We start from the raw sequence: 14,550 nt of genomic DNA on the forward strand, positions 1-14,550 counted from the left end.
GTATTCGTATGGATGAACGCTGTAAAAGTCTTTTTGGTTCTATGCTAATTATCAGATAATCGAATTTAATCCAAATTCAGTTATGCGATTTACGTATATCGTGCGCTGAGTTTCATCACCCTGATGATTCAGGTTTAGATCAGCCAGGGTGATAGCAGCCCTGCAAACGTTGCCCGGCCACGTTGCCGAACAACTCTACCGGCTCCTGAAGATTACCCAGGTAGCGAGGATGAAAAAGCCACAGGTCTACCTGTGGCTTGAAATCACTGACGGTGAGTACATCGAGCGCATCGCGGTGCCGGCTGGCTTGCAGCAAGGGCTCCGGAACCAGTCCCAGCCCCTGGCCATTGGCAACCAACCCCAGCTGTAACTCAGTGCCGAATGTCTCCAGGTTGATCGACAGGCTCAGCCCTTGCTCGCTCAGGGCGCGTTGCAGCCCCGCGCGAAAGCCGCAGCCATCGGGGTTAAGTACCCAGCCGCGGGTGTAACAATCCTTGAGTTTGTAACTGCGTTTGCCCGCGCTACCCTTGGCCGCCACCACCTTCAGCGGCATACGTGCGATGGATTGGCTGGCGATCCCGTCGGGAAAGATCTTGCCAGGGGGAAACAATGCGGCGGCGGCGTCCAGTTCGCCGTTGTCCATACGTGCGATCAGGCTGCTACCCCAGCCGCTGGTGACCTGGGTGCGCAGTTGTGGGTAGGCCTGGCGGATCTGCGCCAAGGCGTCGAGCAGCACCACGTCCCCCAGGGTCTGCGGAACGCCCAGGCGCAACGTCCCGGACGGGGCGCCGTCGTTGGCCACCAGTTCGCGCAACGAGTCGATCTCGCGCAGGATCGCTTTGCATTGTTCATAGACCCGCAGCCCCATGGGGGTAGGTTTGAGGGGCTTGGTGTTGCGGTCGAGCAGGGTCGCGCCAAGGTCTTGTTCGAAGTTCTGCACACGCCGGGTGATGGCCGGTTGGGTGACTTGCAGCGCCTCGGCAGCCAGGTTGGTCGACTGGCAACGCATGACGGCGACGAACGCGTCCATGTCATCGATTTTCATGATTCGGCTCTTGCCTGAACGGTAAAAAAATAAGGCATTAGCATAATCCCGATCAGCAGAAATGCCATGACCGACACTCAATAATCCAAAAATGCATATTAGGTTATTCCTAAAATCAATTTAAGTTATTAAAAAATAGTCGCTAGAGTCGTCCGCTCGGGCTGCACGACGCCGCCCCACAGGACGAAGAGGCGTTCCATGTCCATTCGAATGAAAGTATTGACCCTGGCGACAGCCATCCTGTTGATGGGCCAGGCCAGCGCCTCGGAGCGCCTGACCCTGCGCATCGGTGATCAAAAGGGCAACATGCGGGCCCAGCTGGAGGCGGCTGATGCGCTGCGCGATCTACCCTACGACATTCAGTGGGCGGAATTCCCCGCAGCTGCGCCCCTTGCCGAAGCGCTCAATGCCGGTGCGATCGATGCTGGCATCATTGGTGATGCGCCGCTGTTGTTCGTGCTCGCCTCAGGGGCGCCGGTCAAGGCGGTGGCGGTTGACAAGTCTGACCCTTACGGCACCGCGCTGCTGGTCAGGCCCGATTCGCCGGTGCGCACCGCGGCTGAACTCAAGGGCAAGCGCATTGCAACCGGGCGGGGTTCCATCGGGCATCATCTGGCACTCAAGGCCTTGGCCCAGGTCGGGCTGAGCGAAAAGGATGTGCAGTTGCGGTTTCTCGGGCCGGTGGATGCCAAGATCGCTCTGGCCAATGGGTCGGTAGACGCCTGGGCTACCTGGGAGCCTTACACCGCGCTGGCTGAACTCAGTGGGCAGGGAAGGGTGCTGGTCAACGGGCGGGGTCTTTCCAGTGGGAACAGCTTCCTCGCCGCTACCGACAAGGCGTTGAGCGAGCCTGCACGGCAGGCTGCATTGCAGGACTACCTCAACCGCCTGGCCGAGGCGCAGGTCTGGGCCAACCAGCACTTGGACAGTTACTCGAAAACCCTTGCCGCCATCATCGGCTTCCCCCAGGACGCGGCCCGTCTGCAATTTGAGCGTCGCCACTTGCGCTGGCAGGTGATCGACCCCCAAACCATCGCCACTCAGCAGGATACGGCCGATTTCTACCATGCCCACGGGCTGATGACTGAACGCCTTGAGGTGGCACCCACTTTCGCCAGCGGCTTTACCGTTCCCGAAAGCACCAAGCTGGCTGCGCAACCTTGACCCGGAGATATCCTGATGAGCGTGATCACACTACGCAGGCTTTGCCTGGCGCTATTGGCCAGCACGGTGCTGCCAAGCCTGGCTAACGCCGACCAAACGTTGCGCATCGGTTATCAGAAATCCTCGACCCTGCTGACACTGCTCAAGGCCCGTGGCAGCCTGGAGCAGCGCCTGCGGGCCGAGGGCATTCGCGTCACGTGGCATGAATTTCCAAGCGGACTGCCGCTTTTGGAAGCGCTGAACCTGGGCAATGTCGATATTTCGGCGGATGTTGCCGACACTGTGCCTGTGTTCACCCAGGCAGCAGGTGCAAAGCTTACGTACTTCGCCCGCGAGACACCGTCGCCGACCGCTCAGGCCATTCTGGTACCCGCCGATTCGACCCTCAAGACCTTGGCCGACCTCAAGGGCAAGCGCGTGGCCGTGACCAAGGCAGCAGGCAGCCATTACCTGCTGATCCAGGCGCTGGCCCAGGCGGGGCTCACGTTCAAGGACATCAGCCCCGCCTACCTGATACCGGCCGATGGCCGCGCCGCGTTCGAGAACCGCAAGGTCGATGCCTGGGTGACGTGGGACCCTTATGTGGCCAGCGCCCAACGTCAGCAAAATGCACGCATACTTGCCGATGGGAGTGAGTTGGCCAGCTATCAGCGCTACTACCTGGCGGGCAGCGACTATGCCAAGGCTCATCCTGAGGTGCTGCAGCAGGTGTACCTCGCCTTGCGTGAGGCCGGCACCTGGACCAAAGCCCACCCGGCCCAGGCCGCGCGCATTCTCGGCCCACTGTGGGGCAACCTGGACAGTGCCACGGTGCAACAGGCCAACGCCCGGCGCAGTTACGACGTACAGCCGGTCAAGCCAGAGAACCTGGGCGAGCAGCAGCGCATCGCCGATGCCTTCTATCGTGAAGGGCTGTTGCCGAAAAAGGTGGATGCGAGTGCCGTGAGCCTTTATGAGCCGGTTCAGAAGTAGTGCAAACAGGGCGGTAGCCCGATGGTAGGACCGCGACGTTGAAGTCCTGGGCCTGCTGCGCCGCCCAGCACGGCCGGGAATGCTCCCAGGCAAAACTCAAGCATCCAGATGCAGTGCAAGTGCTCCGAACGGCCAAAGCTGTCCTGAGCATTACGCGTTACCTGTAGGAGCGGTCTCGTGCCGCGATGGCCCGCGCAGCGGGCCCGGCGATATGAGCTCAAACGTATAAAGTTCGGGCTACCCCGCCGCATCGCGGCCCAGAGAGCCCCCGGCAAAGCTGTCTCGCCCCAACATGGCTGGATCAGCCTTTTTCAGCCATGACCTTCTCAAGCTTCTCCTGATCGCGCGCAAACTGGCGAATCCCCTCGGCCAGCTTCTCGGTAGCCATGGCGTCTTCGTTCATGTCCCAGCGGAACTCGCTCTCACTCAGTTGACGCTTGGGCTCCCCGGCATTGCCTGGCTTCAGTACCTGCGGCAGGTCGCCCTGGTCTTCACTCAACTGCTGCAGCAGCTCTGGGCTGATGGTCAGGCGATCGCAACCGGCGAGCTGTTCGATCTGGTTGGTGTTGCGGAAGCTGGCGCCCATGACCACGGTGTCGTAGCCGTTGGCCTTGTAGTAGTTGTAGATCCGCGTGACGGACTGTACGCCTGGATCATCGGCACCGGTGTACTCATTGCCCGTGCTTTTCTTGTACCAGTCGTAGATCCGGCCCACGAACGGCGAAATCAGGAACACACCGGCGTCGGCGCAGGCCTGGGCCTGGGCGAAGGAGAACAGCAAGGTCAGGTTGGTCTGGATGCCTTCCTTCTCCAGCTTTTCGGCGGCGCGAATACCTTCCCAGGTAGACGCCAGCTTGATCAGCACACGGTCACGGCCAACACCGGCCTTGTCGTACAGCTCGATCAGCGAGCGCGCCTTGGCCAGCAGGGCAGGCTCGTCGAACGACAGCCGCGCATCCACTTCGGTCGAGATACGCCCGGGGATGGCTTTCAAAATGCCCGAACCCACCGCCACCGCGAACATGTCGCAGGCCTGGTCCACATCACCGTTGGCCTCGCCCTTTACGCGCTTGAGCAACTCGGCATAGGCCGGGATGGCAGCAGCCTTGAGCAGCAGCGACGGGTTGGTGGTGGCATCTACCGGTTTCAGGCGCGTGATGGCGTCCAGGTCACCGGTGTCGGCGACCACGGTAGTGAACTGCTTGAGTTGTTCCAGCTTGGAAGTCATGGGCGTGCTCTGTCCTGTGCAATGGGCTCGACATTACCCCAGCCCCCACGGTCGCTCAAGGGCCCGGCTGTACGAGAGGTGAATGTTCGAGTACCCACCGTCTCCCAGGTTCCCTTCAAGCCGGGCCCTGCATCGTGTCGCGCAACCGGCAGGCGCTTGCGTGACACGCCAGCGCCCTCAACGACCCTGCAACAACTCGACGGCCTGGTCGAACACGGCCAGCGGCTCGGCCGCCTTGTGGATGTCTGCCGAAAGCAGCTGGCGGAACCGGCGAGCGCCCTTGAAGCCCTGGGCCAGGCCGAGAATATGCCGGGTCACGTGATGCATCGCACCCCCCGCCTGCATATGCGCCACGATGTAAGGCCGTAACTGCGCCAGCACTTCGGTGCGGGTGACCACCGGTGCAACGCTGCCGAACAGCTGTTGATCCACCTCGGCCAGCAGGTACGGGTTGTGATAGGCCTCGCGGCCCAGCATCACGCCATCGAAGGTCTGAAGGTGGGTATGGCAGTCGGCCAAGGTCTTGATACCGCCGTTGAGCACGATCTCAAGGTCCGGGAAATCAGCTTTCAGTTGCGCGGCGACGTCATAGCGCAGCGGCGGCACTTCGCGGTTTTCCTTGGGCGACAACCCTTCGAGAATGGCGATGCGTGCGTGCACGGTGAAACTGCGGCAACCCGCCTCGCGCACCTGCCCGACGAAGTCACACAGCTCTGCATAGCTGTCGCGGCCATTGATACCGATGCGGTGCTTGACCGTCACCGGTATCGAGACGGCGTCGCGCATGGCCTTCACGCAATCGGCCACCAGCGCCGGGTGCGCCATCAGGCAGGCACCGATCATGTTGTTCTGCACCCGGTCGCTGGGGCAGCCGACATTGAGGTTGACCTCATCATAGCCATCGGCCTCAGCCAGCCGCGCACATGCCGCCAGGTCCGCCGACACACTGCCGCCCAGTTGCAGGGCCAGCGGGTGCTCGGAGGCATCGTGGCGCAGGAAACGCTGGGCGTCGTTGTGCAGCAGGGCACCGGTGGTGACCATTTCGGTGTAGAGCAGGGTGTGCTTGGAGAGTAGGCGCAGGAAGAACCGGCAGTGGCGGTCTGTCCAGTCCATCATGGGGGCAACAGAAAACCGCCTCACTACCGTATCCATTGGGCGGGCCGCGTTTTCTGGCGTTTCGGGGGGCATTCGAAAATCTCTCGGTTACGGATGTTTAGCGCTTTCTGCTGACAGGTCACTGCCGTTACCGCCTCAGAGAGGAGGCCTAGTTAGCCAGGTCTAGTGCTCAGACCACGATCAAGCGCAAAAACGTGAATTCTATCAGGTCTGCTACTCCGTAAGTCCCTGTTGACTGCACCTCTCGGCCGGGAAACCTCTCGATCTGTTAAGCCAAATTACTTCTTGCCAAGTCACGACGAGCTTGACTGAACGCCATCCCCACAGGCGGCTCTGACTCTAAACATCCCGCAAGCTCAACTAGGTCAAGCCATGACGATCACCCTCAACAGCTACACCACCGTCAAAAGGCGCGAGCGCGTCCCACACGCCATCTTCGCCCACTACTGGCGAGACGTGCATGGGCCGCTGTGCTCCCGGTTACCAGGGCTGGGCTTGTACATCCAGCACCACTTCTCGCGCACCCAGGACGCACACCTCTGGCCATTGGCCGAGGGCGTGCGAGAGATCGCAGACTACGAACTCGATGGCGGTGTGGAGATCGGCTTCAAGTCCGCCGACCAGCAGGCGCGCTTCAAGCAAGCCAGCCCTATCCTGTTTTCTGACGAACAGAACATGTTCGACGAAACGCTGGCGTACGATCTCCCGCAAGGGTCAACGATGGTGGTCAATCGGCTGGCGGACGAGCGCCTCAATGGGCTCGATCATGCCGACCGGATTCATGTGCACATGAGCCCGCGACAAAGCCTTGAAGATCTGCAAGCGTATGTGCGCGACAAACTCGCGCCGACCCTGGCGCAGGATGCCTCGGTATTGAAAGTGCAAGTGCACCTGTGTGCCCCCTTCCAGAACGATGGGAATCATCCGCCGGCACCAGACGTTGCGCACACGGCCACGCAGGAGCGTGCCGAACTGGTAATCATGGAAGTCGCCTTCGGAAACCCTGTGGCCCGGCGCCGTTTTTTCGAGGGGCAGGTGTTCAAGGGGACGCTGGCGGATCAGGCCCGGCACATTGGAAGTTTGAAGGCGTTCGCGGTCAGTGGCGTGTACAGCTACGTGGTCGATGGGGAAATGACTACGGCCGGGCTGCGCGGCAGCCGGGCGGCGGAATTGATCGAGTACCTCGGCGCGATCAATCAACTGGAAAGTGAAGTAGAGGCAGTATTCAAAAACGTGGAAGCAGCAGGTTAAGCTGCTCCAACATCCAATACGTGCGGGGCATGCCTGCGGGAAAAGCGCGGCTCGGTCCAATCGCTGAGAGCCAGAGCGGGCCGTCGCTGATATTCCCGTTTGCTGCACAGTCGGCGCCCAAGGGGCGCCCCTGTTCAATGCAGCACCTGACTCAAGAACAACCGCCCTCGCTCACTCTGAGGCCGTTCGAAAAACACCGCCGGCGCGGCCTGCTCGACCACCTCGCCCTGGTCCATGAACACCACCCGGTGCGCCACGGTCCTGGCGAAGCCCATTTCATGGGTCACGCACACCATGGTCATGCCGTCCTCGGCCAGGCTGACCATGGTGTCGAGCACCTCCTTGACCATTTCCGGGTCCAGTGCCGAGGTGGGTTCGTCAAACAGCATGATCTTGGGTTTCATGCACAGCGCCCGGGCAATCGCCACGCGCTGCTGCTGGCCGCCGGACAATTGGCCAGGGTACTTGTGCGCCTGTTCGGGAATACGTACCCGCTCCAGGTAATGCATCGCCAAGGCTTGCGCTTCGTGGCGCGGCATCTTGCGCGCCCACGTGGGCGCCAAGGTGCAGTTCTGCAGGATGGTCAAATGCGGAAACAGATTGAAGTGCTGGAACACCATGCCGATTTCGCGGCGGATGGTCTCGACTTGCCTCGCGTCGTGGGTCAGCTCGACGCCCTCGACCACGATGCGGCCCTGCTGGTGTTCTTCAAGGCGGTTCAGGCAGCGAATGGTGGTCGACTTGCCTGAGCCGGACGGGCCGCACAGCACGATGCGCTCACCTGGCTGCACGCTGAGGTTGATGTTCTTGAGCACCTGGAAGTTGCCGTACCACTTGTTGACGTTCTCCATCTGGATCATGGGTTGGATGCCCGGTGTATCCAGGGCTTGGGTCGTTTCGTTCATCTGAAATACTCCTGGCTGACGCGCAGACACGCTCGGCCGGTGCAGCGGGCGCTGGCTGCGGGAAGATAGGGTTGAACACGCTGTTCGTTCAGTGCAGAACGCTTTGCAGAAACTGCCGGGTGCGAGCCTCTTTCGGCGCGCTGAAGAGCTGCGACGGCGGCCCGGTCTCGATGACCTTGCCGGCATCGAAGAACACCACGCGGTCGGCCACTTCGCGTGCGAAGCCCATTTCGTGGGTGACAACGATCATGGTCATGCCCTCGGCCGCCAGGCCCTTCATGACATTGAGCACGTCGCCAACGGTTTCCGGGTCGAGCGCAGAGGTGGGCTCGTCGAACAGCATCAACTTGGGTTTCATCGCCAAGGCGCGAACGATCGCCACCCGCTGCTGCTGGCCGCCTGACAGCTCGGCCGGGTAATGCCCGGCCTTGTGCCGCAGGCCGACGCGCTCGAGCAAGGCCAGGGCGTGGGCCTGGGCTTGCGCTTTGGTCGCGCGCTTGAGCTTGACCGGGGCGAGCATCATGTTGGCCAGCACCGTCATGTGCGGGAACAGCGTGTAGTCCTGGAACACCATGCCCACGTCCTCGCGTAGCCGGGCCAAGGCCTTGCGGTCTGCCGCACGCGCCTGATCGCCATCGCCAACCACCACGGTGCCCTTGGAGGGCGGTTCCAGGCTGTTCAGGCAGCGGATGAAGGTGGACTTGCCCGAGCCGCTGGGGCCGATGATGACCACCACCTCGCCTTGGCGCACGTCCATGTCGACGCCCTTGACCACTTCATGGGGGCCAAAGCTTTTGTGCAGGTCGCGAACCGTCAGGATTGTGCTCATAGGCCCGCCTGTGCCCGGGTCAGGGCTTGCAGGTTGAGGTCGGCCGCGCTCATGCGCTCGCGACGCTGCTGGTTGGCCGTACGCTCTGCGCCCAGGCGCTTGCTGGCGCGCGCCAGGCTCGGCATCAAGGACCCAAGCGAGGGGCCGCCGGCGGAGCTGCGGCCCTGCACGTTGCTGGCCGGGTCCAGGCAATCACGCACCTTCTGCTCGGGTAGGTGCAGGGCGTGGCCCAGCTGATCGAGGGCGCAGGCGTCGATCATCTGGGTGGTTATCCGATGGGCCGGCAGGCCCTGGTCCATGGCCATGCGCACCACGCCGCCGACCACATGGTGGGCTTCGCGGAACGACAGGTCGACCTCGCGCACCATCAGGTCGGCCAAGCCGGTGGCGGTGGAAAAATCCTCACCGGCGCGGCGTGCCGCCAGGTCACTGTTGGGGGTGGCGGTGCGCAACACCAGGTCCAGCAGTTTCAGGCAGCGCAGGCTTTCTTCGGCAGCCTCCCAGAAGCCCCGTGTCCCTTCGCGATTGCCGTCGCCGGTATGGGAAAAGTTGGTGCCTTTGATGGTCACGCTCGCACCCATCAGCAGGCCGACGATATGGCCACTGCGCCCCTTGAGGTACTCCAGCACGGTGGGGTTCTTCTTTTGCGGCATGATGCTGGAAGTGGCAGCGACGCTGTCGGGGAAGTCGATGAGGTTGAACTCATGGGTACTCCACACGAAGTAGTCCTGCGCCACGCGGCTCCAGAACACCGCCAGGTTGCTCAGGTGCGACAGGCTTTCGAGCAGAAAATCCCGCGAGCCTATGGCATCCAGGGCATTGTCCAGGTAGCCGTCGAAGCCCAGCAGCTCGGCGGTGCGCGCGCGGTCGATGTCGAACGGCGTGCCGGCGAAGGCGGCTGCTCCAAGCGGGCACTGGTTCATCGACTCCAGGGTCTGGGTCAGGCGTTTGCTGTCGCGCTCCAGGGCCTGTTCCACCGCACTCAGGTAATAGCCGTAGGTGATCGGCTGCGCCGGCTGAAGGTGCGTGTAGCCAGGCATCACCACTTCGGCGTACCGCTCGGCGCAGTCAAGGGCCGTGGCGCGTACCGTTGCCAACTCGTCGATCAGGTCCATCAGCAGGTCGCGGCAGCGCAGGCGGTCGAGGGTGGCCAGGATGTCGTTGCGGCTGCGACCGGTGTGCAGGCGACCGCCAATGTCAGCGCCAATCTGCTCGATCAGGTGCGCCTCGTAGTTGAAGTAGGCGTCCTCGCGCGAAGGGTCCAGCTCGACCGCATCCGGACCTGCCTGCTCCATGTCCAGCACACCCTTGGCCAGCACGCTGGCATGGTCGCCGCGGATCAGGCCTTGTTCGGCCAGCATCAGAATGTGCGCCTTGTTGACGTTACCCAGGTTCGCGAAGCCGCTGGCAAAGCCTTCCAGGCGCGGGCGGTAGATGTACTCGTTCACTTGCGGCGCGGTGCTTTCCTTCAGGCGCCGACTGACTTTGGATGCTTGCATGCTGGAACCTCTTCAGTGGAAGTACGTGCCGCCGGACGACCCAGACGACGTTCGAGATAACGGCTGAGCCAGGTCAGCGCCGAACAGATGACGAAGTACACCAACAGCACCACGCCGTAGACCGCGAAGGCGGGGCTCACGCCGGTCATGACGGTTTCCCGCTCGATGATGATCTGACCGACCTTGAGAAACTCCCCCACACCCACAAGGGCGCCCAGGGACGTGGCTTGCACCAGGATCGTCAGCAACCCGGTGTAGGCCGGCAGGATGGCTTTCATCGACTGCGGCACAACCACATGCAGGTAGATCTGCCAGGGGCGCAGGCCCAGGGCCCAGGCACTTTTCCACTGATGCCTGGACACCGACTCCAGCCCGCCACGCACGATCTCGATGCCGTTGGCGCTTCCCCACAAGGTCAGGCCCACGGTAACGGCGGCGAAAGGGCTCAGGTCCACACCGAACATCGGCGCACCGAAGAAGATGAAGAACACGTTGACGATCAGCGGAATGGAGCGAAATAGCTCCACGTAGCCATGGATCGTCCACCCCAACAGGCGGTTCTTGACCGTGGCCAGCACGCCGAGCACGGCCGAGATCAGCGTGGTGAACAGCAACACCACCAATGCCAGGTACAGGGTCATCAACAACCCTTTGCACACGAAGCTCCAGTTTTCGAGTAGGAAATTCATGGTCGCCTCACTGCCGGAAAGGGCGTTGCAGGTGGGCGGACAGCCGCGCAGTCATCAACGCGAGTACCCCCACCAGCACCAGGTACATGACGCAGATGGCCGTGAACATCTCGATGGCGCGAAAGTCCGTGGCGATGCGGTCCACTGCGACGAAGGTCAATTCCGCAAGGCCGATGGCCTGTAGGTAGGAAGAGTTCTTCAGCAGGGAAATCGCGGTGTTGAGCATCGCCGGCAGGCTGGTGCGAAACGCGATGGGCATGGCGATCAGGGCAAAGTACTGCACGGGCTTGAGGCTCAGTGCCAGGCTCGCCTCGCGCATGCCACGCTCCACCGTGGCCAGCCCGCCGCGGATGTTCTCGATCTGGTACGCACCGGCCCACAGCGACAGGCACACCACACCCGACCAGAACAGCGATAACCCAAGCCCAATGGCCGGCAGGCCGTAGAAGATGAAGAACAACTGCACCAGGATCGGCGTATTGCGGATCAGCTCCACGTACAGCGCCACTGCCTGGGACAGCACCGGGATCTTCATGACGCGCACCGCCCCGCCCAGCACCCCGATCAACAGCGAGCAGAGGATGGCCAGGGCTGTGATGCGCAGTGTCATCAGCACACCGTCGAGCAGGGCAGGCCATTGCTCGACCAGATAATGGACGTCGAACTCCATGATGGCGGCCGATCAAAGCGCTTCGGCAGGCTTGGCCTGCTCGAAGACGCTGATGTAGTAGCTTTGGATGTTTTCGGGTACGAACTGCTGCACCCAGTCTCGGAACAGGTGTTCCTCGCGCATGCGCAATACCGCCGCGCTCAGGAAGTCGCGCCACTGCGCTTCGTTCTTGCGCACGCCGATGGCCGCGTCAGAGATCTGGAACGGTTGGCCTATCAGGCGGGCATCCTGGTCGTTGTCGGCGACCACCACGAGGGTGGCGGCATCGTGGGTGTAGGCGTCGGCGCGGCCCTGGCGAAAGGCTTGCAAGGCATCGGCGGCGCTGTTCATGCGCAGGGTCTTGACGTCGGGCATGTGGTCTTCGAACCATTTGGCCTGCACCGACCCTTTGAGTGTGGCGAGGGTCTTGCCCTTGAGGTCGGCAATCGTGCGGGCCGGGCTGTCCTTCTTCACCACCACGTCACTGGCGCCCCACCGGTAGGGCGTGGTGAAGTCGATCACCCGTTGGCGTTCTGGAGTGACGCCCAGGGTGGCGATCAGCAAGTCCACCTTGCGCCCCAGCAGCTGCGGCACACGGTTTTCGGCGGTCACGCAGGTGAAGCTGACCTTGTCCTTCGAGCCCAGGGCCCATAGCGAAATCTGCTTGGCCATCTCGACCTCGACGCCGGCGAATTCACCCTTGTTGTCCTGGTAGCCATACGGTGGCTGGTCGCAGCGCACGCCAGCGCGCAGGTGGTCCGCCTCCTTGATGGCTGCGGGGACGGCGGGCAGATCGGTGGCCTGAACGGTGGATACCGCCGCCAACGATACGCACGCCAGGGCCAGTGCAGCACTTAGTTTTTTGTACGAGAACGACATGATGCCTCCTGATTACCGGGCTGCATCGCGCCACTGTGCGGGGGCGATGCGTGAGTACAAGGGCAGAGCTGAAGTGACGCTGGAGCACCGGTTTTTATGGGTGTTGTTGCCGGTAGGCGCTCGGGGGTATCGCGCTGCTTCGGGGCAGACGTCGATGTGGTTGTAGTTATAAAATCTGCGCGTCATGCAATCAAATGACAATACATCAACCCGTCATGCAGAAATGATATGGCCATCAATTTCAAGCAGATCGAAACCTTCCGCGCGGTCATGCTCAGCGGCTCCATGACAGCAGCGGCGCAGGCGCTGCATACCTCCCAGCCCAATGTCAGCCGGCTGATCGCGCAACTGGAACGGGCCAATGGATTCAAGTTGTTCGAACGGGTAGGGGGGCGTTTGCTGCCAACCGATGAGGGCGCGCAGTTCTTCGCCGACGTGGAGCGCGCCTTCATTGGGCTGCACAGCCTGGAAACCTCCGCAGAGCACCTCAAGCGCGGCGGTACCGGGCAGTTGCGGATCGGTGCGGTGCCGTCCCTGACCCATGGTCTGCTGCCCAAGATCATCCAGCGCTTTCGCCAGCAGAACCCGCACGTTCATATCTCCATCCACACCAACGACTCGCCGAACGTGGCGCATTGGGCCGCGACCCGGTTTTGTGATGTGTGCCTGGTGTCCTATGTGGCCGAGGACATGGCGGGCGTGCAGTCCCAGATCATCTGCGATGTACCTGGCGTGTGTATCTTCCCCAAGGGCCACCGGCTCGGTGCCTTGCAGGCCGTTACCCCCGCAGACCTCAAGGGCGAAGAATTCATTTCGCTGTCGCATACCGACGGCTCCCGCACGCGGCTCGACCGGCTGTTCGCCGAGGATGACCCGCGGGTGCTCAACCTGGACGCCACCCATGCCGCCACCGTGTGCTCACTTGTCGGGCTAGGGCTGGGGGTGAGCGTGGTCAGTCCGCTAGTGGCGGCAGAATACTTGCACACCGGCATCGACATACGGCCGTTTGCGCCGCAGTTGCGGTTCTACACGTATCTGCTGCTCTCATCCGACCGGCCTGAGAACGTGCTGACTCGACGGTTTCGGGTGTTGGCGGGAGAGATGTTGGGGGAGGCGGCGCAGGCGTGCATCGCGGGCGGCTATCGGCATTAAGCTGGTTGCCCGTGGCCAGGATCGACCCGCGGGCACTCGCTGTCAGGGCACAGGGCTCGCTGCGGCATTTGCCTGCAGCCTGGCATGTTCCTTGAGTTCCTGTTCAATGAATGCGCCGATCATGGAGCGGTAGACGCTTTCCACGACGTCAGGGCAAGCGCCGCTTTCGTGCGCCAGGTTCCGTACCTTGGTAATGACCTGCTCAACACGCGCCGGGGCGCGGACATCGGTGGAGGTTTTCTTGAAGGTGGCCGCCTGGGCCACGTAGTTACCACGACGTGCTACTAACGCAACGATTTGCCGGTCTATGTCATCTATGTGGGCGCGAACGTCTTCGATCGATGTACACCGTACTTCCATGTCATGCACCTCTTGCTGATGAACAGGCTGTTGGAGTGTTTGGCAGACCATGACCAGGGTCTTAGCCCCGTTCAGCGGGCTTGGGGCGACTATAACGTGATGAGGTCGCTACCGATGGTTTCTTTTTGGGGGGCGGTCTTGCGGGCACGCGTGACTACCGTCGGCACCAGAGCCGAAAGCGCGCGGCCGCTGAACTGGCTGGCAAAAGGGCGCAGGACGGCAAGCGTCCTTGATCGTTCCTGCTGATGTGACTGTATAGGTTGCCGGCGCAAGCGGCCTGCAGGGGGCTTGCCCAGCACCCTCCCATAACTGATATCGTAATGATGGCATTGTTGCGCAACCTTTGTCGTTGTGCCGCTGTCGTAGTACGCACTACCGGTCCGGCAGCAGTGGTCGCTCCCTGCGATTGCCGTGCGTGACCCGGTAGCGAAGCCAGGGATTGGTCTTTTTTGTCTTCCTCCGAGTACCGACCCATGCTTCATCTTTTTCGTAACCGCGGCGAGCGCCAGGCGCTCACACAGCTGGCTGCCTCCCTCCCGCAAACACATACTGACGGTGGCCGCACTGCCGCCAGTTGGATAAACGTGCAACGTGAATGGACCTCGCGTGAGTTGCATGCCACTGAGCGTGAAAGCCGTATAGCCGAGCTTGAGCGCGAGCTGGAAAACGCCCGGTTGATGCTGGCCGAAGCCGACGCCAATGCGCGCGCCTCGGAAACCCGCTTTGACCTGGTCAATCGTGCGTCCAGTGAAGGCCTGTGGGACATGGAAGTGGTGGCAGGTGACCCGGTCAACCCGCGCAACCGCTTCTGG

14 protein-coding genes are annotated in these 14,550 nt (G+C 62.0%); 4 read left to right on the forward strand and 10 right to left on the reverse strand.

Going from position 1 to position 14,550, the window contains the following annotated elements:
• Positions 1-139 precede the first annotated feature (139 nt).
• Complete coding sequence (locus CWR53_RS07845) at positions 140-1,045, reverse strand: LysR family transcriptional regulator (protein ID WP_100851185.1); 906 nt, start codon at positions 1,043-1,045, stop codon at positions 140-142.
• Positions 1,046-1,243: 198 nt separating this feature from the next.
• Here CWR53_RS07845 and CWR53_RS07850 point away from each other — a divergent pair, with 198 nt between their 5' ends.
• Together CWR53_RS07850 and CWR53_RS07855 are read left to right on the forward strand one after the other, a co-directional pair.
• The gene (locus CWR53_RS07850) at positions 1,244-2,209 is read left to right on the forward strand and encodes an ABC transporter substrate-binding protein (protein WP_100851186.1); all 966 of its coding nucleotides are present in this window, start codon (positions 1,244-1,246) and stop codon (positions 2,207-2,209) included.
• Positions 2,210-2,224: 15 nt separating this feature from the next.
• A complete protein-coding gene (locus tag CWR53_RS07855; protein ID WP_058605682.1) occupies positions 2,225-3,181 on the forward strand; it encodes an aliphatic sulfonate ABC transporter substrate-binding protein in 957 nt (318 codons plus the stop codon).
• Positions 3,182-3,482: 301 nt separating this feature from the next.
• Here the strand turns inward: CWR53_RS07855 and tal are convergent, their stop codons facing one another.
• Positions 3,483-4,409: a transaldolase gene (gene tal / locus CWR53_RS07860; protein ID WP_100851187.1), complete on the reverse strand. Its 927-nt coding sequence runs from the start codon at positions 4,407-4,409 to the stop codon at positions 3,483-3,485.
• Positions 4,410-4,586: 177 nt separating this feature from the next.
• Positions 4,587-5,597 (reverse strand): tRNA dihydrouridine(20/20a) synthase DusA, encoded by a 1,011-nt coding sequence (gene dusA / locus CWR53_RS07865; protein WP_375335475.1) that lies wholly within the window; start codon positions 5,595-5,597, stop codon positions 4,587-4,589.
• Positions 5,598-5,897: 300 nt separating this feature from the next.
• Between dusA and CWR53_RS07870 the strand changes: the two genes are divergently transcribed.
• Positions 5,898-6,776, forward strand: coding sequence for an EthD domain-containing protein (locus CWR53_RS07870; protein ID WP_100851189.1), 879 nt, complete (start codon positions 5,898-5,900; stop codon positions 6,774-6,776).
• A gap of 134 nt (positions 6,777-6,910) precedes the next feature.
• On the opposite strand, the gene CWR53_RS07875 is transcribed toward CWR53_RS07870, so the two are convergent.
• From CWR53_RS07875 to CWR53_RS07900, 6 genes are all read right to left on the reverse strand, one after another.
• Entirely contained in the window at positions 6,911-7,681 is a 771-nt protein-coding gene (locus CWR53_RS07875) for an amino acid ABC transporter ATP-binding protein (protein WP_100851190.1), read from the reverse strand.
• An 88-nt stretch (positions 7,682-7,769) separates the two neighbouring features.
• Positions 7,770-8,510, reverse strand: a complete 741-nt coding sequence (locus CWR53_RS07880) for an amino acid ABC transporter ATP-binding protein (protein WP_100851191.1) — start codon at positions 8,508-8,510, stop codon at positions 7,770-7,772.
• Positions 8,507-10,009 (reverse strand): argininosuccinate lyase, encoded by a 1,503-nt coding sequence (argH, locus tag CWR53_RS07885; RefSeq protein WP_058605677.1) that lies wholly within the window; start codon positions 10,007-10,009, stop codon positions 8,507-8,509. Before argH ends, CWR53_RS07880 begins: the two co-directional genes overlap by 4 nt.
• Positions 9,979-10,698: an amino acid ABC transporter permease gene (locus CWR53_RS07890; protein WP_058605676.1), complete on the reverse strand. Its 720-nt coding sequence runs from the start codon at positions 10,696-10,698 to the stop codon at positions 9,979-9,981. The genes argH and CWR53_RS07890 overlap by 31 nt, the downstream gene beginning before the upstream one ends.
• Positions 10,699-10,705: 7 nt before the next feature.
• Positions 10,706-11,368 carry an amino acid ABC transporter permease gene (locus CWR53_RS07895; protein WP_023534227.1) on the reverse strand — a complete coding sequence of 221 codons (663 nt, stop codon included), beginning with the start codon at positions 11,366-11,368 and terminating at the stop codon, positions 10,706-10,708.
• Positions 11,369-11,380: 12 nt separating this feature from the next.
• Positions 11,381-12,226 carry a transporter substrate-binding domain-containing protein gene (locus tag CWR53_RS07900; RefSeq protein WP_100851192.1) on the reverse strand — a complete coding sequence of 282 codons (846 nt, stop codon included), beginning with the start codon at positions 12,224-12,226 and terminating at the stop codon, positions 11,381-11,383.
• Positions 12,227-12,454: 228 nt separating this feature from the next.
• Here CWR53_RS07900 and CWR53_RS07905 point away from each other — a divergent pair, with 228 nt between their 5' ends.
• Positions 12,455-13,378 (forward strand): LysR substrate-binding domain-containing protein, encoded by a 924-nt coding sequence (locus CWR53_RS07905; RefSeq protein ID WP_309147993.1) that lies wholly within the window; start codon positions 12,455-12,457, stop codon positions 13,376-13,378.
• A gap of 42 nt (positions 13,379-13,420) precedes the next feature.
• Here CWR53_RS07905 and CWR53_RS07910 read toward each other — a convergent pair whose 3' ends face one another.
• Entirely contained in the window at positions 13,421-13,738 is a 318-nt protein-coding gene (locus CWR53_RS07910) for a chorismate mutase (protein WP_100851193.1), read from the reverse strand.
• Positions 13,739-14,550 lie beyond the last annotated feature (812 nt).

This window comes from Pseudomonas sp. SGAir0191, from assembly GCF_002812565.2.
GTDB lineage: Bacteria > Pseudomonadota > Gammaproteobacteria > Pseudomonadales > Pseudomonadaceae > Aquipseudomonas > Aquipseudomonas parafulva_B.